The organism is Acidovorax benzenivorans, assembly GCF_028680575.1.
In the GTDB taxonomy this organism is placed as follows: domain Bacteria; phylum Pseudomonadota; class Gammaproteobacteria; order Burkholderiales; family Burkholderiaceae_C; genus Acidovorax; species Acidovorax benzenivorans.
The window spans coordinates 173887-193424 of the sequence record NZ_JAPCKI010000003.1; the positions used below are offsets into that span (position 1 = coordinate 173887).

Below are 19538 nucleotides of genomic sequence, written 5' to 3' on the forward strand. Positions count from 1 at the left end.
CCCTGCTCATGTTGATTGCTAAGGACTCACACTCCATCGTCATCATCGGCGGTGGTGTCATCGGCAGTGCCATTGCGTACTTCCTTACGCTGCAGCAACCGGGCTGCGAGGTGGTGGTGGTCGAGCGCGATCCGACCTATGCACGTGCATCGTCGGCGCTGTCGGCCAGCTCCATCCGTCAACAGTTTTCGACCGACATCAATATCCAGATATCGGCCTACGGTATTGGCTTCTTGCGCAACGTGGGCACGCTGCTGGCCTGCAACGGCGATGTGCCCAATATCGGTCTGCACGAAGGCGGCTACCTGTACCTGGCCACCCAGGCGGGCGAAGCCACGCTGCGCGAGAACCATGCGTTGCAAAAGCAGTACGGTGCCGATGTGGCGCTGCTCAGCTCCCAGCAACTGGCAGAGCGTTTTCCGTGGCTGGCATTGCAGGATGTGGCGCTGGGCTCGTTGGGCCTGTCGGGCGAGGGCTGGTTTGATGGCTACCTGCTGCTGACGGCTTTGCGTAAAAAGGCGCAGAGCCAGGGCGTGCGCTATGTGGCCGATGATGCGGTGGGGCTGGACACGGCGGCCAGCGACGGCGTGCTGCATGTGAACGCATTACGCCTGCAAAGCGGCGCCGTGCTGCCTTGCCGCTACGCTGTGAACGCCGGTGGCCCCTGGGCGGCAGCCATTGCGGGCTGGGCGGGAATTGATTTGCCCGTGGTGGGCAAGCGCCGCACGGTCTTCAACTTCGCCAGCCCAGCAGCGCTGCCGGGCTGCCCATTGCTCATCGACACCAGTGGCATCTGGCTGCGGCCCGAGGGCAAAGGCTTCATCTGCGGTTTTGCGCCCAACGCCGACAACGACGCCGACTTTGCCCCGCTGGAGCCCGAGTACGACGCGTTTGACAACCTCATCTGGCCCACGCTGTCCGAGCGCATTCCTGGCTTTGAAGCGCTGCGCATGCAGGGCGCCTGGGCGGGCTACTACGAGATGAACACGTTCGATCACAACGCCATCGTGGGCCTGCACCCGGCGTGCGACAACCTGGTGTTTGCCAACGGCTTTTCGGGCCACGGCCTGCAGCAGTGCCCGGCCGTGGGGCGGGGCGTTGCCGAGCTGTTGCTCACAGGCCGCTACCAAAGTCTGGACTTGTCGCCGCTGTCCATCGAACGCATTGCGCGCAATGCGCCGCTGCTCGAAAAGAACGTGATCTGAGCGTCACCCCAGCCGCCCGATTTCTCTTTCACCGATTCATCCACCTGCCAACCACAAAACACACGGAGACAACGACATGGCAATTTCCCGCAAGACCTTCACTGCGCTCGCCGCAGGCCTGGCCCTGGCCTGCATGGCCACGGTACCCGCGCTGGCGCAGACGGTCACCCAGCCCACGCTGGAGAAGATCAAGGCTTCCGGCAAGGCCGTGCTGGGCGTGCGCGAGACTTCGCCGCCCATGGCCTACGCGCTGGGGGCCAATGAAAAATACGTGGGTTACCACGTCGAGCTGTGCGAGCGCGTGCTGAAAGAAATCGCGCCCGACGCCAAGCTCGAATACATGGCCGTGACGGCGCAGAACACGCTGCCGCTGGTGCAGAACGGCACTCTGGACATCGGCTGCGGCCCCACCACCAACAACACCGCGCGCCAGCAGCAGGTGGCCTTTGCTGTGACGACCTATGTGAGCGAAGTGCGCATGGCGGTGCGCAAGGATTCGGACCTGAAGTCCATCAGCCAGCTCGCAGGCCGCACTATTGCGGCATCCACCGGCACCACCGCCGTACAGCTGCTGCGCAAGCAAGAGCGCGCGCTGGGTGGCGCGCCCATCAAGACCGTGCTGGGCAAGGACCACCATGAGAGCTTCTTGCTGCTGGAAACAGGCCGTGCCGATGCGTTTGTGCTCGACGACAACTTGCTGGCCGGGATGATTGCCAACTCCAAGGACCCCTCGGCCTACCGCATCGTGGGCGAGCCCTTGGGTGCTGAGCCCATTGCTCTGCTGTTCCGCAAGGATGACCCTACCTTCAAGGCCGCGGTGGACGGTGTGCTCACCAAGCTCATGCAGTCCGGCGAGATGGAAAAGATCTACACCAAGTGGTTTGTGAACCCCATCCCGCCCAAGAACATGAGCCTGAACCTGCCGCTGGGCACCACGCTGCGCCAGCTGTTTGCCACCCCCAACGACAAGCCCCTGGAGACTTACCAGCAATGAACGCTCCCATCCCCGCCACGGCTTTCCGCGCGGCCGACCGCCTGGGCGCCATCGGCGTTTCGGAAATCGTGCGCCTGACGCAAGAGGCCAACCAGCTCAAGCGCCAGGGCCAGCCCGTGATCGTGCTCGGCCTGGGCGAGCCCGACTTCGACACGCCCGCGCACATCCTGGAAGCCGCGCAGCAGGCCATGGCGCGGGGGGAGACGCACTACACGGTGCTGGATGGCACGGCCGAACTCAAAGCCGCCATCCAGCACAAGTTCAAGCACGACAACGGGCTGGAATTTGCGCTCAATGAAATCACTGCGGGTGCTGGCGCCAAGCAAATTCTCTACAACGCGCTGATGGCCAGCCTGAACCCCGGCGACGAGGTGATCCTGCCCGCGCCGTACTGGACGTCGTATGCCGACATGGTGCTGATTGCAGGCGGCGTGCCGGTGGTGGTGCCCTGCACCGAGGCCAACGGCTTTCGCATCACACCCGAGCAGCTGGGGGCAGCCATCACGCCGCGCACGCGCTGGGTGCTCATCAACTCGCCCTCCAACCCCAGCGGCGCGGCCTACAGCGCCGAGCAACTGCGGCCCGTGCTGGAAGTGGTGGAGCGCCACCCGCAGGTGTGGCTGCTGGCGGACGATATCTATGAACACATCCTGTACGACGGCCGTGCGTTTGCCACGCCCGCCGCCGTGCTGCCCTCGCTGCGCGAGCGCACGCTGACGGTGAACGGCGTCTCCAAGTCGTACGCCATGACGGGCTGGCGCTTGGGTTACGGCGCAGGCCCCAAGGCGCTGATTGCGGCTATGGCTGTGGTGCAGAGCCAGGCCACGTCGTGTCCCTCGTCCATCAGCCAGGCGGCGGCCGTAGCGGCGCTCACGGGGCCGCAAGATGTGGTGCGCGAGCGCTGCCAAGCGTTCCAGGACCGGCGCGATCTGGTCGTGGCCGCGCTCAATGCCTCGCCGGGCCTGCGTTGCCGCGTGCCTGAGGGCGCGTTCTACACCTTTGCCAGCTGCGAAGGTGTGTTGGGCCGCACCACGCCGGGCGGCATGCTGCTGCGCACCGATGCCGACTTCTGCGCCTACCTGCTGCGCGAGCACCATGTGGCCGTGGTGCCTGGCGGGGTGCTGGGGCTGGCGCCATACTTTCGCATCTCGTACGCAGCATCTACCGCCGATTTGCAAGAGGCCTGCGCACGCATCCAGCGCGCCTGCCAAGCCCTGTTCTGAATTTCTGACCCGATACCGTTGATATGAACACGACCTCCCTCACCCCCCGCACCGGCGGCCAGATACTGGTGCAGCAGCTCATCACCCATGGTGTGAAGCAGCTCTTTTGTGTGCCCGGCGAAAGCTACCTGGCCGTGCTGGATGCGCTGCATGACGCTGATATCGGCGTGACCGTGTGCCGCCAGGAGGGCGGTGCGGCCATGATGGCCGAGGCGCAGGGCAAGCTCACCGGCCAGCCCGGCATCTGCTTTGTGACGCGCGGTCCGGGGGCCACCAATGCCTCGGCAGGTATTCACATCGCGCACCAGGATTCGACGCCCATGATCCTGTTCGTAGGCCAGGTGGCACGCGGTGCAATGGGGCGCGAGGCGTTTCAGGAGCTGGATTACAGCGCGGTGTTTGGCACCATGGCGAAGTGGGTGGTGCAGATTGACGACCCGGCGCGCGTGCCTGAGCTGATCTCGCGCGCATTCCATGTGGCCACCTCGGGCCGTCCTGGCCCCGTGGTGGTGGCACTGCCCGAAGACATGCTGACGGAAGCCGCTACGGTGGCTGATGCGCTGCTCTACCAGGTGACGGAAACGCACCCCGGCGCTGCGCAAATGGCCGAGCTGGCCCAGCGCCTGCAAGCCGCCCAAAGCCCCGTGGCCATCCTGGGCGGCAGCCGCTGGTCTGAGCAGGCAGTGCGCGAGTTCACCGCGTTTGCCGAAGCGTGGTCGATTCCCGTGTACTGCTCGTTCCGCCGCCAGATGCTGTTCCCGGCCACCCACGCCTGCTACGGCGGCGACCTGGGCCTGGGCGTCAACCCCAAGCTGCTGGCGCGCATCAAGGCGTCGGACCTGGTGCTGGTGGTGGGTGGGCGACTGTCCGAGGTGCCGTCGCAGGGCTACGAGCTGTTCAACATTCCCACCCCGTTGCAGCCCCTGGTGCATGTGCATGCCGATGCGGACGAACTGGGCAAGCTCTACCGCCCCACACAGGCCATCCACGCCACACCGCAGGCATTCACCGCAGCGCTCAATACGGTGCGCCCCACGGCCGCTGTGCCCTGGAAGGCGCACGCTGAAGCTGCCCATGCCGAGTATCTTGCCTGGAGCGACCCGGCGCCCATCCGCATCCCCGGCAACCTGCAAATGGGCCAGGTGATGCAGCACCTCAAGGAAGTGCTGCCCGCCGACACCATCTTCTGCAACGGCGCAGGCAACTTTGCCACCTGGATTCACCGCTTCTGGCCCTTCACCACCTACGCGAGCCAGCTCGCGCCCACCAGTGGCTCCATGGGCTATGGCCTGCCTGCGGGCGTGGGCGGCAAGCGCCTGTGGCCGCAGCGCGAGGTGGTGATTTTTGCGGGCGACGGAGACTTCCTGATGCACGGCCAGGAGTTTGCGACCGCCGTGCAATACGGCCTGCCCATCATCGTGGTGCTGCTGGACAACGCCATGTACGGCACCATCCGCATGCACCAGGAGCGCGAGTACCCCGGTCGCATCAGCGCCACGCAGCTCAAGAACCCCGACTTCAAGGCCTATGCCCAGGCCTTTGGGGGCCATGGCGAGCGGGTGGCTCGCACCGAAGACTTCGCCCCCGCCTTGGCCCGCGCCCGCGCCAGCGGCCTGCCCAGCGTGCTGCACTGCCTGATCGATCCCGAGGCGATCACGCCCACGGGCACGCTGCAGGGCATTCGCAGCGCTGCGCTGGCTAAAAAGTAAGGAGTCTTGGGCTTCTTTCCAACCTTTTGGCGACCTCTGCGAGCTCGTCCACAGACTCTTACAGAGCGGCCCGTGCGCCGCCCGACTGCCGCAGGGTCTGCTCCAACAGGCTCTGCAGGCTGTCCACCGCCTTCGATCCGCGCGATGCGCGGCTGCGGTACACGGCCACCTCCATCGGTGCCAGCGGCCCCAGGCCGTGCTCGGTGCCGAGTACCTGCAGCTGCGGTGGCACGCTGCAGTGGGTGAGGGCGGCCACGGCCAGGCCGCTTTCCACCGCCGCGATTTGCCCGGCCAGGCTGGAGCTGTGATAGACCACCTTGTAGCGGCGGCCCTGTTGCGCCAGCGCGTGGATGGCGCCGCGCCGCGCCAGGCTGGTTGATTCGTACACCGCGATGGGCAGCGGGTCACGCCTCCATAACTCGAACTGCGCCGATCCGACCCACACCATGGGTTCATGGAACAGCAGCGTGCCACGGCGCGTGTGGTCGCGCGAGACAAGGGCCAGGTCCAGGTCGCCACTGGCCACGCGCGGGATGAGGGCGGTCGATTGCTCGCAGTCCAGCTCAATCTCCACCGCACTGTGCCGGGGCGCAAAGCGTTTGAGCACGGGCGTGAGGTAGCGCGCTGCGTAGTCATCCGGAACCCCTAGCCGCACGCGGCCTGTGAGCGCATCGCCGTTCAGTGCGTCGTGCGCTTCGGCATGCAGCGCGAGGATGCGGCGGGCGTATCCCAGCAGGGTTTCGCCCTCGGGGGTGAGGTGCTGCTTGCGTGCATCGCGTTCCAGTAGGCGGTGGCCCACGGCGTCTTCTAGCTTCTTGAGCTGCATGCTGACCGCCGACTGGGACCGGTGCACCTCAGCCGCCGCGCCAGAGAGCGAGCCCGCATCCACCACAGCCACCAGGCACTGGAGCCAATCGAATTGCAAGTCGCGGTAGCTCATGGATTGCCCCAGGAATGATGTATTCGATGATCGAATAGTTAATCCACAAATTATGCGCTTTGGATTGCATGGACTGGCAGCCACACTGCAGGCATGCAGCAGTCTTCATCCACCGTTTCAGGCACATCCGCACCATTGGTTCCACCGCCCGCTTCACCAGTGGCTGTTGCCCATGTGCTGCCGGCTGCCCACCGGCTGGATGGCTGGGTCGCCTTCGTGCTGGGCAACGCGCTGCTGGGCACCATCGGCGTGTTCGTGCATGAGGCGCAGGCGGCGCCGTTGACGGTGACCTGGTTCAGGTGTGCGTTTGGCCTCGTAGGGCTCACGTTGTGGATGGCCTGGCGCCACCCGTCATGGTTTGGACTTTGGCGGGGGCTCTGGGTGGGCTGGGCTGCGTTGCCTTGGGTGTTGCTGGTCAGTGGGCTCATGCTGACGAGCTGGTGGCTGTTTTTCACCGCGATCCAGCAGGTGCCCACAGGGGTGGCGGTGGTGCTGTTTCATGTGCAGCCTTTGTGGGTGTTGCTGCTGGGGGCCTGGTGGCTCCAGGAGGCCGTGCCCCGGCAACGCGTGGTGTCGGTCCTGGTCGCCATGGTAGGGCTGGTGCTGGCCACGGGCGTGGCCGAGGGGCTGACTACGTCGGGCGGCGGACATGTGTCTGGCTACTGGTTGGGAGTGGGGCTGTGCCTGGCGGGCGCGCTGTGCACAGCCACCGTCACGGTCGTGGCCAAGCGTCTGGGGGTACTGCCCGTGGGTACTCTGGCCTGGTGGCAATGTGCGCTGGGTGCGGCCGTGCTGTGGGTGGCACCCATGGGGCAAGGCTGGCCCGCCTGGGGCACCTCATGGGCATGGCTGGCGGGGCTGGGGTTGATCCACACCGGCCTGGCCTATACCCTGATGTATGCAGGCATGGCCCGGTTGGCAACAGCCCGGGTGGCGGTGCTGCAGTTTGCTTACCCAGTGGTCGCCATCGTGGTGGACTGGGTTTACTTTGAGCACGCTTTGGGCGATTTGCAACTGGTGGGTGTAGTGCTGATGCTGGGGGCCATCGGGGCGGGGGAGCGTGGCGCGCGGCGTGACCGCTAATGCAACCACCTGCGGTGGAATGGCGTCGCCACGCACAATATCGGGTGTGACCGCCATTGAGCCCGAATCTCCCGACCCACAACCGCCTGCGCAGGCCGCCTCCCACGGCAAGCTGCGCCGCATCGCGCACCTGGACATGGACGCGTTCTTCGCGTCTGTCGAGCTGCTGCGCTACCCCCAGCTCAAGGGCTTGCCTGTGGTAATTGGCGGCGGGCGGCGCAAGGTGGACGAACTGCTGCTGCGCAGCCCGGATGGAGCTGAAGAGCGCGAGCGGCGTTTCATACCTGTGGAGGACTTTCCTCTGCTCAAGGACTATGTGGGCCGGGGCGTCATTACCACCGCAACCTACCCCGCGCGGCAGTTTGGCGTGGGCTCGGCCATGGGCATGATGAAGGCCGCCAAGCTGTGCCCGCAGGCGATTGTGTTGCCGGTGGATTTTGAAGAGGTGCGGCGGTTTTCACGCCTGTTCAAAAGCACCATCACCGAGATCGCACCGGTGATGCAGGACCGGGGCGTGGACGAGGTGTACATCGACTTCACCGACGTGCCCGGTGGCCAACGCGAAGGCGGGCGGGTGCTGGCGCGGTTGATCCAGAAAAGCATTTTTGACGTGACTGGGCTGACCTGCTCGATTGGCGTGGCGCCCAACCGGCTGCTGGCCAAGATGGCCAGCGAGTTCAACAAGCCCAACGGTATCTCCATCGTTTACGAGGAAGACCTGCAGAGCAAAATCTGGCCGCTGCATGTCCGCAAGATCAATGGCATTGGTCCGAAGTCGGGCGAGAAACTGACGCGGCTGGGCATTGAAACCATTGGGCAACTGGCCGCGCAGGACGAGCAATGGCTGATGGGCCACTTTGGCAAGTCCACCGGGGCGTGGATGCACCGCGTGTCATGGGGGCGCGACGACAGCCCGGTGGTGACAGAGAGCGAGCCCGTGAGCATGAGCCGCGAGACCACGTTCGACCGCGACCTGCATGCGGTGCGCGACCGGGCCGAGCTGTCGCGCATCTTCACCGACCTGTGTCTGCGCGTGGCTGAGGATCTGCAGCGCAAGGGCTACGTGGCGCGCACCTTTGGCATCAAGCTGCGCTACGACGACTTCACGATCGCGACGCGCGACCACACGGCGCACATTTACACGGCCGACGGGGCTTCCATCCGCCAACTGGCCGGGCAATGCCTCAAGCGCGTGCCGCTGGACAAGCGCCTGCGGCTGCTGGGTGTGCGCGCCAGCGGGCTGGCGCGCGTGGGGGACGCGGCAACGCTGGCGCCGCAGGGGGCTACGGGGCGGGGCGTCGGCCTGAACAGGCCCGGTGGGGCTGGCACTCAGGGCGCGACGGCATCGTTGTTCTGAACTGCGGCTGCCGCGTGGCCGGGCATGGTGGAGCATGTGCCTGGGGCGCGTTGATTGCAGGTGTCGGCCCCCGATGTTCTGTGCCGTCCTTGACGATTTCTTACGTCATGCTTACAGTAAATCCCCAGAGGTCCCGGGAGATCGCCATGACCGTGAACGAACTGCAGCGCATCAAGCGGTGGCACGTGGAGCACCGGGTGGAGCACCCGCTGGAGTACCACGCCTGGGACTTGGCCCTGACGGCCTGGATGCTGGGCTGGGTGGGCTGGTTTCCCATCTGTGCGTTTGGGCAGCCCTGGACCGCGCCGGTGAGCCTGCTGGGTATCTTTACTCCCAGTCTGTACGTCGCCTGGCGCAAACGTGCGCACCTGCGACACATCCTGCGGTGCGACTGGATCGAAGCAGTCACCTGAACGCTCCCAGGGCTATTGCGCCGTCGCCCTTGTGCAGTGCTGCACTGACGCTCTCTCTGCAGGTGCAACCGTTGTATTCGTGCGCCAGGAACGTCATGCGCAGGGGCGTGGTTTATTGATCCAAGGCAAAGGCTGTCGCAAGTAAGAATTGCTCTGAAAGCATTCCTTGATACTGTCAATGTTGCATTTGGTAACGGGCCAACCACCCGACGGACCTTCCATGAGAACAAATCTTCCCGTCACCCAGCGCGAGTACCACTTCCCGGAAACCAGCCTGCTGGTGTCCACCACCGATGCGAAAGGGCGTATCTCTCACTGCAACACAGCTTTTGCCGAGGTCAGCGGCTACAGCTATGACGAACTGATGGGGCAGCCGCATAACCTCATCCGACACCCCGACATGCCCCCCGAGGCGTTTGCCGACATGTGGGCCACCATTGGGCGAGGGCGTCCGTGGACGGGTGTGGTCAAGAACCGTCGTGCCAACGGCGACCACTACTGGGTGGAAGCCAATGTGACGCCCATCATGGACCAAGGCAAACCGGTGGGCTACATGTCCGTGCGTTTTCGGCCCAGCCGCGAACAAGTGGCGGCGGCCGAAGCGCTGTATGCGCGCGTGGCCGAGCAGCGTGCCAGCGGGCGCCACACCTTCAAGTTGCACGCTGGCCACGTGCGCTATCTGGGCTGGCGCGACGGGCTGGGCAAGTTGCACCGCGTCACGTTGACCCAGCGCGTCGCCCTGGGCTTGCTGCTGGTCGGCTGTGTCGGCCTGATCCCACCGCTGCTGGGCTTGCCTGCGCAGCTGGCGTGGTGGTTGCAACTGGCGGTCTGGCTGCTGGGCGGGGCGGCCATGCTGGGGGCTTTCCATTGGGGCGTGGCCCGGGTGCTGGATGAAGTGGATGAGTTCGCCGGGGCCCTGGCCGCCTGCAACCTCAAGGCCGTCATGCCGCGGCGCCATCCCCATGTGCTGAGCTCGCTCATCCGGCGCATCTGGCAGGTGCAGGTCAACTTGCGCGCCGTGATCGGTGATGTGCGTGCCGAGGCGGGCGTGTTTGCACAAGCCACCGCAGCGATTGCCGACAGCGCGAGCCAACTCTCGGAACGCACCGAGGACCAGGCCGCCAGCCTGGAGGAGACGGCAGCCTCGATGGAGCAATTGGCCAGCACGGTCCGGCAGACGGCCGAGGCGGCCCAGCAGATTGCCGACCAGAGCCACCGCAGCAGTGCCATCGCCCAAGAGGGCAGCGCATCGGTGGGGCATGCGAACCATGCCATGCAGGCCATCGAAGCGTCTTCGAGGCAGATGGCGGACATCATCGGGATGATCGAAGGCATCGCGTTCCAGACGAATATCCTGGCCCTGAACGCCGCCGTGGAAGCCGCCCGCGCCGGTGAACAGGGCCGTGGCTTTGCCGTGGTGGCCTCGGAGGTGCGGAGTCTAGCGGGCCGTAGCGCCGAGGCGGCCCGCGAGATCCGCGCGCTGATCGGTGCATCGGCGCAGGAGGTGAGCGCGGGAGCCGGCTATGCCGCCCAGGCCCAGGCCACGATCGCCAGCGTGGAGCATTCAGTGCAGCAGGTCACGGCGCTGATGGCGCAGATCACCAGCGCTACCAGCGAGCAGTCCACCGGCATCTCTCAGGTGAACGATGCGGTGAACCGCCTGGACACGGTCACCCAGCAGAACAAGACCATGGTGGAGGACACGGCGGCCTCGGTGGCGGTGCTGCGCGAGCGCACCAAGACCTTGTCGCGAGCGGTGCAGGTGTTCCACATGCATGGCGACCACTGACGTTCAGCCGCGCTATCGGCTGACCTACTGCCGGGCCGTGCGCACGTTGCGCGGCAGGGCCTGCGGGTGGCTGGTGCGCAGGGGGTTGATGTCCAGCCCGCCCCGGCGTGTGTAGCGTGCATACACCGTGAGCTTGATGGGTTTGCAGCGCGTCCACACGTCCATGAAGATGCGTTCCACACACTGCTCGTGGAACTCGTTGTGGTTGCGAAAGCTCACCAAGTATTGCAGCAGCCCTTCCTGGTTGATCTGCGGGCCGCTGTAGCTGATCTGCACGCTGCCCCAGTCGGGCTGGCCGGTCACCAGGCAGTTGCTCTTGAGCAGGTTGCTGGTCAGCGTCTCGGTCACGGGCGTCTCGTTGAACTCTGCCGTCAGCAATTCGGGGGCGGGTTGGTACTGCGTGCATTCCACGTCCAGCCGGTCCAGGCTCAGGCCGTCCACCTCGTGCACGGGCTCCTGGTCAAACAGCTCCGGCGCGATGAGCTTCACACCCACGGTGGCCGGGTGGTCCGCGCCACGCCACACGGCTTCGCTGATGTCGGTGCGGATGCGCGCCTGTACTTCGGCGGCGTCCGCAAAGCGCGTGTTGTTGAAGCTGTTGAGGTACAGCTTGAACGACTTGCTCTCGACGATGTTGGGCGTCTCGCACGGCACGGTGATGTGGGCCAGCGCCACCTGCGGCTTGCCGCGTGGGTTGAGCCACGACAGCTCGAACGCCGTCCACAGGTCGGCGCCGAAGAACGGCGCGGCGCCGGTGATGCCGATCTCGGCCCGCTTGCCTGCGCGCGGGATGGGGAACAGCAGCGAGGCGTCGTACTGGTCGATGTAGGCCGATGCCTTGCCGAGTTGGGATTGTTCCGGGGTGTTCATAGATACTATTAAATTGATAGCTGGTGGCGCAATATGGATAAGCGCTACGGCCTGTTTTTACTTGAATTCCCGCTCGCGCAGCCATTTGGTGGCAATCCACTTGTCTCCGGCGATCACAGGGGCGCCGCCGTGCAGGGTGCGGGTGGAAGGGTGCGGACGCTCGTAGCTGAAGAACACCGCATTGCCGCGCTGCGGCGCGACCTCCAGGTGCACGTCGGGGAAGGTGGTGCCACCACCTTTGTCCGGCGTGTTCAGGTACATCACCAGAGTGCCCACGCGCTGGCCGCCGCGCTGGATGATGCTGGGCGTGCCGGGCTCGGCGGGGTCGAAGTAGTCGTAATGGGGCTTGTATTCGGCCCCAGGGCGGTAGTGCAGCACCTGCAGGCCTTCGCCGTTTTCGATGGGCCAGTGGAGCAGGCGCGCAATGCGCTCCTCGATGCGCTGGATCAGTGGGCTTTGGCCGCGCTGAAAGAACATGCCGTCGCTGGTGCGGTCGGCGTTGATCTCTTCGCCCCCCGTCTTGGTCGCCACTGTGAGCGAGCGTGCCATGCGGGGCTCTGCGGCGGCGATGAGGGCATCACATTCCTCAGGCGACAGCAGGTTGCCAAACACCACGATGCGCGGCTGGGCCATGGCCAGCAACACGTTGACAACACGATCGCCACAGTCCACCTGGGCAGGCGATTCATCCAGCCGGGGCTCGGGCACCGGCAAGGCAGAGGGCAGGCCCTGCTGCACGGCCAGGTCGTTCAGGTGCTCTTGCAGCGTGATCTCCAGCGCATCGGCGGCCACATCTTCGTCCCAGCCCGCGTCACGCATGGACTGCAACACCACGGGCGCGGCGTAACCTGCCTGGGCCTGCTCGATGATCCAGCGGCGCAGCTCGGGCGTGATGGCCTGCCGCGCTGCGCTGGCGTGCTGGATGGTGGCGCTGGTGCCGTTGGGGTGCTGGTCAGAACGCGATGTCATGGCGGTCCTTCAACAAAAGAAACTGGGGGCGCCCTCATGCGCTGGGTGCGGACTTTCGCCGGAAGACCAGGCGCTCGGGCTCGGAGGATGCCGGTGCAAACGCATAGCCGTCCAGGTCAAACCCTTCCAATTGGTGGGGTGTCGCAAGGCGGTGGGTGATGGCATAGCGCGCCATCAGCCCCCGCGCGCGCTTGGCATAAAAGCTGATGATCTTGTAGCCATCGCCCTTCCAGTCCTCAAACACGCATTCGATCACACGGGCCTTGAGCGCCTTGCGGTCCACGGCCTTGAAGTATTCCTGCGAGGCGAGGTTGACCACCACCGGCGTGGTGTCGGCGCGCAGCCGGGTGTTCAGGTGCTCGGCAATCTGGCGGCCCCAGAACTGGTACAGGTTGCTGCCCGCCTCGGTGGCCAGACGCGTGCCCATCTCCAGGCGGTAGGGCTGCATGCGGTCCAGTGGCCGCAGCACGCCATACAGGCCGCTGAGGATGGCGACGTGGCTCTGCGCCCAGCCCAGGTCGTCCGCGCTCAGGCTGCGGGCTTGCAGCCCCTCGTACACGTCGCCATTGAAGGCCAGCACTGCCTGGCGCGAGTTGGTGGCCGTGAAGCGGGGGCGCCAGGCCTGGTAGCGCGCCACGTTCAGGGCTGCGAGCGCGTCGCTCAGTTCCATCAGCGAGGCGATCTGCTGCGGCGACTGCTCGCGCAGCACTTCGATGAGGGCGGTGGACTGCGGCACAAACTGGGGCGTGGTGTGCGACAGCCCCTCGGGCACGGGCGTGTCGTAGTCGAGCGATTTGGCGGGAGACAGCAGGAACAGCATGGGGGCGAAGGGTCCGTGGATCTCGGAGGGTAAGGCAGGGCCTGGCACGCGGGCGGGGGCTACTGGCTGGGCCAGCGACCCGAAATGGTACCTGCTGGTCGGCTGTCTTTGGCCGCTTGCGGGTATTGCGCCAGAGGGTGTGCCCGCCCAGGCGCAAAAAAAGAAGGCGGCCTAGGCCGCCTTCTTTGCGTAGGCTGCGGCCCTGAGGGCAACAGCCATTGCAGCGCATCAGGCTGCTGGGGGCTGCTCAAACGGCAGCGCCATGGCCGACAGGTCGCGGCGGGTCTCCACCAGCACCAGCGGGCCTTCGTCCAGCACCACAGCCGGTGGGCGCTCACGGGGCACGCGGATGGGCTTGGGTTCGGCTGCGATGGCGGCTTGCACGGCAGCGATCTTGTCGGCATCAGAGTTCACCCACTGCAGGCCCGATGCGGCAGCCACTTGCTGCAGTTCATCGATGGGCAGCGTGAACGCCTGGACGCGGGGCAGACCCTTGGCTTGTGCTGCTGCTGGCGCAGTTGGCGCTGCGGCGGTCACCGCAGGTGCGGGTGCTGCGACTGGGGCCGGGGCGGCCACCGGGGCGGCTGCAGGCACTGCAACAGGCGCTGCAACGGGCGCCACCGCAACAGGCACAACTGCTGGCTCGCTGGCTACAGCGGCAGGGGAAACCACGGGGGTTGCCGTCGGTGCTGCGGGTTCGGCGGCGGGCGCGTTGCTGAAGTAGCTGCGGCGTGGCGCTTCGTCCTGTACCGGTGCTGGCTCGGCCTGGGTGGGGTCCAAATCCAGCATTGCTGGTGCCGCCGCTTCGGCATTGCCGTTGTTGTCGCGCGGACCACGCTCGCCACGTTCGCGGCGGTCACGGCCATAGCGGTCGCGGGAGCGACGCTCGCGGCGCTGCTCTTCGGTGGCGCCATTGCCGTTGGCAGGTGCGTCATTGCTGCTCAGGTCCAGGTCCGGCAGCGAGGCCAGCGGAGCGGTGTCGGCAAAGTCGCCAGCAGCGGCTGCGGCGCCTGCCTCCTGGGCTTCGACCGCGCGGGGAGCGCGTTCACCGCGCTCGCCACGGTTGCCACCGCGATCACCACGTTCGCGGCGTGGACCACGTTCGCCACGGGGTTGCTGGGCGGGTTGGCCTTCTGCGCTGCTGCCGGTGTTGCCCGCGTTGGGGCCTTCCACCTGGGCGGTCACGGCGGTGGTGTTGTCACCGTTCACGCCAGCGTTCTGGTTGCGCGGTTCGCTGTCGCGGCGACCACGGCCACCTTCACGGCCTTCGCCACGTCCGTTGCGGCCACCTTCACGGGCTTCGCCTTCGGGGCGGCGCTCAGCGTCGCGTGGTGGACGGCTGTCTGCATCGCGGGGTGCGCGGCCTTCGGCCGAGCGTTCGCCACGGCGGCCTCGGCCTTCGCCGGAGCCGCCTTCGCGGTTGCCGTCACGCGCTGCGCCTTCGCGCTGACCGTCCCGGTTGCCATCGCGGCCACCACGGCGGCCACGGCCTTCACCGTTGCGGCCTTCGCGGCGGGGCTCGCCGCGGCCGGTGGTTTCAGCGGCGGCAGGTGCGGCTGCGGGCGATGCCGTTGTCACCGGGGCGGGTGCTGCCGGTGCGCCGCCAAAGCCAAACAAGCTCTTGAGCCAGGCGAAGAAGCCTTGCTCCTGAGGCGCCGCAGGGGCGGGCGCTGGGGCCGCCACCGGGGCGGGGGCAGCGGCTGCAGGGGCTGGGCGTTGGCCACCACGGGGTGGGCGTGCGGCGCCTTCGGGGCGGGGCTCGGCCACGGGGGCGGGTGCGTCAGGCAGCACGCCCTTGATCACCGGGGTCTGCTTGTTGGTGGGCTCCTGCGAACGGCGCGTCACGGCCGTGGGGTCTTCCACTTCTTCGGCGAGCTTGTAGCTGGCTTCGATGTGGTCCAGGCGCGGGTCGTCGTGCTTGAGGCGTTCCAGGCGGTAGTTGGGGGTTTCCAGCGTCTTGTTGGGCACCATCAGCACGGCCACGCGCTGCTTGAGTTCGATCTTGGCGATCTCGGTGCGCTTCTCGTTCAGCAGGAAAGAGGCCACTTCCACCGGCACCTGGCAGTGCACAGCGGCCGTGTTGTCCTTCATGGACTCTTCCTGAATGATCCGCAGGATCTGCAGGGCCGACGATTCGGTGTCGCGGATGTGGCCCGAGCCGCCGCAGCGTGGGCAGGGGATGGACGAGCCCTCGCTCAAGGCGGGCTTGAGGCGCTGGCGGCTCATTTCCATGAGGCCGAACTTGCTGATGGTGCCGAACTGCACGCGGGCGCGGTCCTGGCGCAGCGCGTCGCGCAGGCGGTTTTCCACTTCGCGGCGGTTCTTCGACTCTTCCATGTCGATGAAGTCGATCACGATCAGGCCGCCCAGGTCGCGCAGGCGCATCTGGCGGGCCACTTCGTCGGCGGCTTCCAGGTTGGTGCGGGTGGCGGTTTCTTCGATGTCGCCGCCCTTGATGGCGCGGGCCGAGTTCACGTCCACGCTGACCAGCGCTTCGGTGTGGTCGATCACGATGGCGCCGCCCGAGGGCAGCTGCACGGTGCGGGCGTAGGCCGATTCGATCTGGTGCTCGATCTGGAAGCGGCTGAACAGGGCGGCGTCGTCGCGGTAGCGCTTCACGCGGGCGGCATGCTCGGGCATGACGTGCGCCATGAACTGCTGCGCCTGTTCGTAGATGTCGTCGGTATCGATGAGGATGTCACCGATGTCGTTGTTGAAGTAGTCGCGGATCGCGCGGATCACCAGGCTCGATTCCTGGTAAATCAGGAAGGCGCCCTTGCCACCCTTGGCCGCGCCGTCGATGGCGTTCCACAATTTCAGCAGGTAGTTCAGGTCCCACTGCAGCTCGGGCGCGGTGCGGCCAATGCCGGCGGTGCGCGCGATGATGGACATGCCGTTGGGGTATTCCAACTGGTCCATCGCCTCCTTGAGCTCGGCGCGGTCCTCGCCCTCGATGCGGCGCGACACGCCACCACCACGGGGGTTGTTGGGCATCAGCACCACGTAGCGGCCGGCCAGCGAGACGAAGGTGGTCAGGGCCGCGCCCTTGTTGCCGCGTTCTTCCTTTTCGACCTGGACCAGCAGTTCCTGGCCTTCCTTGATCACTTCATTGATGCGGGCCTGGCTGGGCGAGACACCGGGGGTGAAGTAGCTGCGCGAGATTTCTTTGAATGGCAGGAAGCCGTGGCGGTCTTCGCCGTAGTCCACAAAGCAGGCTTCCAGCGAAGGCTCGACGCGCGTGACAACGGCCTTGTAGATATTGCCCTTGCGCTGTTCGCGCCCTTCGATTTCGATTTCGTAGTCGAGGAGCTTTTGTCCGTCGACGATGGCCAGGCGCCGTTCTTCGGGCTGCGTGGCGTTGATGAGCATCCGCTTCATGATGCGATTCCTTCAGTGTTTCGCGGACAGCAGCGGCGCAGCCAACCTGACCTACAGGGAGGGCTGCGCGGGCTGCCGCCCACAGTTTCCAAACCAATACAACAAGCTCTACAGGAGCTGTGAATGCCTGGACTGACGCATCGAAACGAAGGGAATTGCCGGGAATGCCAATGATCTGCCGCGCTCTAGCGCAGCATCGTGAGGCAGGGGCGCGTGGATGGGGGCGAGTGGTAGGAACGCAGTTTTGCTAGCAAAAAAGTAGCTGATTGCGCTTGCTGGCTGTGCGCTGAGGGCGATTTTGAGCATGCAGCCAAAGGCCACAGCCTCCGCCACAGGGTCTCTATCCATGCCATCAACAACCACATGCTCGCTTTGATCCGCTGACAGGCTGCGCCCGGGTAGGGAACATCTGCCAGCTTGGGGGATTCCGTATCAGTGTTTCAATCTGTCAGCCCGCCGCACGGCGTGCTGGCCACCACAGGCATCTGGCCTGCAATCTGCGCGCACGACGCCCGCTGGCATCGACCTCTCTGCGCAGATGCAAGGGCTGTGTGGACTAAACTCCAGACAAATCAACCACTTACATAACAACGCGCAGGTGAAACACATTATAGGGGCCAAACCGCCCACAGCCCCTGCGGGGCTTCCCGCAGCCCGCCTGGTGGAAGTGGATGCTGACTCCGCCGGCCAGCGGCTCGATAACTTTTTGATACGCCACTTGAAGGGTGTGCCAAAAACGCATGTCTACCGCATCATCCGCAGCGGCGAGGTGCGCATCAACAAAGGGCGCGTGAGTGCCGACACCCGCGTGGAAGCGGGCGACGTGGTGCGCCTGCCGCCCGTGCGCATCTCTGACAAGGTGGCCGAGAAGGCCGAGCGCCCGGCGCCCGCGCGCGAATTTCCCATCCTGCTCGAAGACGAGCACCTGATCGCCATCGACAAACCCGCCGGTGTGGCGGTGCATGGCGGCAGTGGCGTGAGTTTTGGCGTGATCGAACAATTGCGCCAGGCGCGGTCGGCTTCCAAGTTCTTGGAACTGGTGCACCGCCTGGACCGCGAGACCTCGGGCATCCTGTTGGTGGCCAAGAAGCGGTCAGCGCTTACCCACCTGCAGGACCAGTTCCGTGAGCGAGAAACGGGAAAGACCTATCTGGCACTGGTCACGGGCGCCTGGCCTGCCAACAAAAAGGTCATCGACCTGCCACTGCACAAATACCTGCAGGCCGACGGTGAGCGCCGCGTGCGGGTGACCACGGCCGACGACCCGGATGGCATGCGCTCCATCACACTGGTCAAGGTGCGCAGCACCGTGCCCGCGCGCGCTGCGCAGGGCCTGCCGACCATGTCGTTGCTGGAGGTGACCATCAAGACCGGTCGCACCCACCAGATTCGTGTTCACCTGGCCAGCCAGGGCCACGCCATCGTCGGGGACGACAAATACGGCGACTTTGACCTCAATAAGCGCCTTCAGAAGCTCTCGATGAAGCGTATGTTCCTGCACGCATGGCGGTTACAGTTCAATCACCCCGCTTCGGGCGAGCGTGTGCAGCTGATTGCCGAGCTGCCCCCCGAGCTGGCCGATTTTGTGTCCCCTGCCTGACGATCCTGCGCGAAGAACCCCCTCCATGTCTGCCAAAAACTTCCGTCCGCGCCGCTTCGACCTCATCGCCTTTGACTGGGACGGCACCCTGTTTGACTCCACCGCCATCATCGTGCGCTGCATTCAGGCGGCGGTGCGCGATGTGGGGGGCGCCGTGCCTACCGACAAAGAGGCGGCCTATGTGATTGGCATGGGCCTGATGCAGGCACTGGCCCATGCGGCGCCGGATGTGCCGCCCGAAAAATACACCGAGCTGGGCAACCGCTACCGCTTTCACTACATCCAGCACCAGGACGACCTGAGCCTGTTTGAGGGCGTGTTGCCCCTGCTGAACGACCTGCGCGAGCGCGGCCATCTGCTGGCCGTGGCCACGGGCAAAAGCCGGCGCGGGCTGGATGATGCGCTGCATTCGGTGGACTTGCGCGGCGTGTTCGACGGCTCGCGCACTGCCGACCAGACCGCAGGCAAGCCCCACCCCTTGATGCTGCAGGAGCTGATGGCCGAATTTGACGTGGCGCCCGACCGCCTGCTAATGATTGGCGACACCACCCATGATCTGCAGATGGCGGTCAACGCGGGCTGTGCGAGTGTGGGGGTGAGCTATGGTGCCCATGAGCCAGACGCCTTTCACGCGCTCAAGCCGCTGGCGATCGTGCATTCGGTGCGCGAGCTGCACGACTGGCTGTTGCACAACACGTGACGCTGGATATCGGAGCGGGATGCGCCCATGACCACACCACCCGATCAGCTCATCGCGCTGTGCAACAGTGCCGACCTCGTGGATGGGGGGCTGGCCGTGCCGTTTGATGTGCAGTACGCAGGCCAGACCTGCCGGGCCTTTGCGATCCGCTACCAGGGTCTGCCGCATGCCTACCTCAATCGTTGCACCCATGTGGCGATGGAGATGGACTACCAGCCGAATCGCTTTTTTGACGGCACGGGCCACTGGCTGCTGTGCGCGACCCACGGGGCGGCCTATCTGCCCGGCACCGGTCAGTGTGCGGGCGGCCCCTGTCGGGGCGGGCTGGTGAAAATTGCCCTGTCGGAGAGCGATGGTGTGGTGCGCTGGCATACTGCCTACAACCTGCAGCCCGTAGAGTTCTAGAAAATCCAGATGAACTACCCTAGTGCGCTGTTGCCTGGCGCCAGCCAGCGTGACGCGCGGGCTGCAGTGGTGCAATGCCCAGG

Annotated in this window: 16 protein-coding genes; 11 read left to right on the forward strand and 5 right to left on the reverse strand. The window is 65.7% G+C overall.

The genetic code is table 11. From position 1 onward, the window contains the following. The first annotated feature begins 8 nt into the window (after positions 1–8). The 4 genes from OIN59_RS06665 (at position 9) to OIN59_RS06680 (ending at position 5131) form a co-directional block, all read left to right on the forward strand. Positions 9–1205: an NAD(P)/FAD-dependent oxidoreductase gene (locus OIN59_RS06665; protein WP_274108374.1), complete on the forward strand. Its 1197-nt coding sequence runs from the start codon at positions 9–11 to the stop codon at positions 1203–1205. Positions 1206–1281: 76 nt separating this feature from the next. Next, complete coding sequence (locus OIN59_RS06670) at positions 1282–2199, forward strand: amino acid ABC transporter substrate-binding protein (protein WP_274108376.1); 918 nt, start codon at positions 1282–1284, stop codon at positions 2197–2199. Further along, complete coding sequence (locus tag OIN59_RS06675) at positions 2196–3422, forward strand: pyridoxal phosphate-dependent aminotransferase (RefSeq protein ID WP_274108378.1); 1227 nt, start codon at positions 2196–2198, stop codon at positions 3420–3422. Before OIN59_RS06670 ends, OIN59_RS06675 begins: the two co-directional genes overlap by 4 nt. A 23-nt stretch (positions 3423–3445) precedes the next feature. Then, positions 3446–5131 carry a thiamine pyrophosphate-binding protein gene (locus OIN59_RS06680; protein ID WP_274108380.1) on the forward strand — a complete coding sequence of 562 codons (1686 nt, stop codon included), beginning with the start codon at positions 3446–3448 and terminating at the stop codon, positions 5129–5131. A 58-nt stretch (positions 5132–5189) separates the two neighbouring features. Here the strand turns inward: OIN59_RS06680 and OIN59_RS06685 are convergent, their stop codons facing one another. After that, positions 5190–6071: a LysR family transcriptional regulator gene (locus OIN59_RS06685; RefSeq protein ID WP_274108382.1), complete on the reverse strand. Its 882-nt coding sequence runs from the start codon at positions 6069–6071 to the stop codon at positions 5190–5192. 159 nt (positions 6072–6230) lie between these two features. On the opposite strand from OIN59_RS06685, the gene OIN59_RS06690 reads away from it, so the two are divergent. From OIN59_RS06690 to OIN59_RS06705, 4 genes are all read left to right on the forward strand, one after another. Beyond that, entirely contained in the window at positions 6231–7154 is a 924-nt protein-coding gene (locus OIN59_RS06690) for a DMT family transporter (protein ID WP_274108384.1), read from the forward strand. A 19-nt stretch (positions 7155–7173) separates the two neighbouring features. Beyond that, positions 7174–8511 carry a Y-family DNA polymerase gene (locus tag OIN59_RS06695; RefSeq protein ID WP_456057486.1) on the forward strand — a complete coding sequence of 446 codons (1338 nt, stop codon included), beginning with the start codon at positions 7174–7176 and terminating at the stop codon, positions 8509–8511. Positions 8512–8657: 146 nt separating this feature from the next. Next, positions 8658–8924 carry a hypothetical protein gene (locus tag OIN59_RS06700; protein WP_274108386.1) on the forward strand — a complete coding sequence of 89 codons (267 nt, stop codon included), beginning with the start codon at positions 8658–8660 and terminating at the stop codon, positions 8922–8924. A gap of 220 nt (positions 8925–9144) precedes the next feature. Beyond that, entirely contained in the window at positions 9145–10713 is a 1569-nt protein-coding gene (locus tag OIN59_RS06705) for a methyl-accepting chemotaxis protein (RefSeq protein ID WP_274108388.1), read from the forward strand. Between the two features lie 24 nt (positions 10714–10737). Here OIN59_RS06705 and queF read toward each other — a convergent pair whose 3' ends face one another. The 4 genes from queF to OIN59_RS06725 form a co-directional block, all read right to left on the reverse strand. Continuing rightward, positions 10738–11583, reverse strand: a complete 846-nt coding sequence (gene queF / locus OIN59_RS06710; RefSeq protein WP_274108389.1) for an NADPH-dependent 7-cyano-7-deazaguanine reductase QueF — start codon at positions 11581–11583, stop codon at positions 10738–10740. Positions 11584–11640: 57 nt separating this feature from the next. Further along, on the reverse strand, positions 11641–12552 hold the full coding sequence (locus tag OIN59_RS06715) for a 2OG-Fe(II) oxygenase (RefSeq protein ID WP_274108391.1): 912 nt from the start codon (positions 12550–12552) through the stop codon (positions 11641–11643). Between the two features lie 34 nt (positions 12553–12586). After that, entirely contained in the window at positions 12587–13372 is a 786-nt protein-coding gene (gene yaaA, locus OIN59_RS06720) for a peroxide stress protein YaaA (RefSeq protein WP_274108393.1), read from the reverse strand. Between the two features lie 228 nt (positions 13373–13600). Next, a complete protein-coding gene (locus tag OIN59_RS06725; protein WP_274108395.1) occupies positions 13601–16750 on the reverse strand; it encodes an Rne/Rng family ribonuclease in 3150 nt (1049 codons plus the stop codon). 598 nt (positions 16751–17348) lie between these two features. Between OIN59_RS06725 and OIN59_RS06730 the strand changes: the two genes are divergently transcribed. The 3 genes from OIN59_RS06730 to OIN59_RS06740 are packed head-to-tail and all read left to right on the forward strand — an operon-like array spanning position 17349 to position 19455. Further along, the gene (locus tag OIN59_RS06730; RefSeq protein ID WP_274108397.1) at positions 17349–18350 is read left to right on the forward strand and encodes an RluA family pseudouridine synthase; all 1002 of its coding nucleotides are present in this window, start codon (positions 17349–17351) and stop codon (positions 18348–18350) included. Between the two features lie 25 nt (positions 18351–18375). Next, the gene (locus OIN59_RS06735) at positions 18376–19050 is read left to right on the forward strand and encodes an HAD family hydrolase (protein ID WP_274108399.1); all 675 of its coding nucleotides are present in this window, start codon (positions 18376–18378) and stop codon (positions 19048–19050) included. Between the two features lie 27 nt (positions 19051–19077). Beyond that, entirely contained in the window at positions 19078–19455 is a 378-nt protein-coding gene (locus OIN59_RS06740; protein ID WP_274108401.1) for a Rieske (2Fe-2S) protein, read from the forward strand. The last annotated feature ends 83 nt before the right edge of the window (positions 19456–19538 follow it).

Coding starts and splice junctions, on each gene's coding strand:
- OIN59_RS06665 (WP_274108374.1), top strand. CDS start 9: ATGTTGATTGCTAAGGACTCACACTCCATCGTCATCATCGGCGGTGGT.
- OIN59_RS06670 (WP_274108376.1), top strand. CDS start 1,282: ATGGCAATTTCCCGCAAGACCTTCACTGCGCTCGCCGCAGGCCTGGCC.
- OIN59_RS06675 (WP_274108378.1), top strand. CDS start 2,196: ATGAACGCTCCCATCCCCGCCACGGCTTTCCGCGCGGCCGACCGCCTG.
- OIN59_RS06680 (WP_274108380.1), top strand. CDS start 3,446: ATGAACACGACCTCCCTCACCCCCCGCACCGGCGGCCAGATACTGGTG.
- OIN59_RS06685 (WP_274108382.1), bottom strand. CDS start 6,071: ATGAGCTACCGCGACTTGCAATTCGATTGGCTCCAGTGCCTGGTGGCT.
- OIN59_RS06695 (WP_456057486.1), top strand. CDS start 7,174: ATGGCGTCGCCACGCACAATATCGGGTGTGACCGCCATTGAGCCCGAA.
- OIN59_RS06700 (WP_274108386.1), top strand. CDS start 8,658: ATGACCGTGAACGAACTGCAGCGCATCAAGCGGTGGCACGTGGAGCAC.
- OIN59_RS06705 (WP_274108388.1), top strand. CDS start 9,145: ATGAGAACAAATCTTCCCGTCACCCAGCGCGAGTACCACTTCCCGGAA.
- queF (WP_274108389.1), bottom strand. CDS start 11,583: ATGAACACCCCGGAACAATCCCAACTCGGCAAGGCATCGGCCTACATC.
- OIN59_RS06715 (WP_274108391.1), bottom strand. CDS start 12,552: ATGACATCGCGTTCTGACCAGCACCCCAACGGCACCAGCGCCACCATC.
- yaaA (WP_274108393.1), bottom strand. CDS start 13,372: ATGCTGTTCCTGCTGTCTCCCGCCAAATCGCTCGACTACGACACGCCC.
- OIN59_RS06725 (WP_274108395.1), bottom strand. CDS start 16,750: ATGAAGCGGATGCTCATCAACGCCACGCAGCCCGAAGAACGGCGCCTG.
- OIN59_RS06735 (WP_274108399.1), top strand. CDS start 18,376: ATGTCTGCCAAAAACTTCCGTCCGCGCCGCTTCGACCTCATCGCCTTT.
- OIN59_RS06740 (WP_274108401.1), top strand. CDS start 19,078: ATGACCACACCACCCGATCAGCTCATCGCGCTGTGCAACAGTGCCGAC.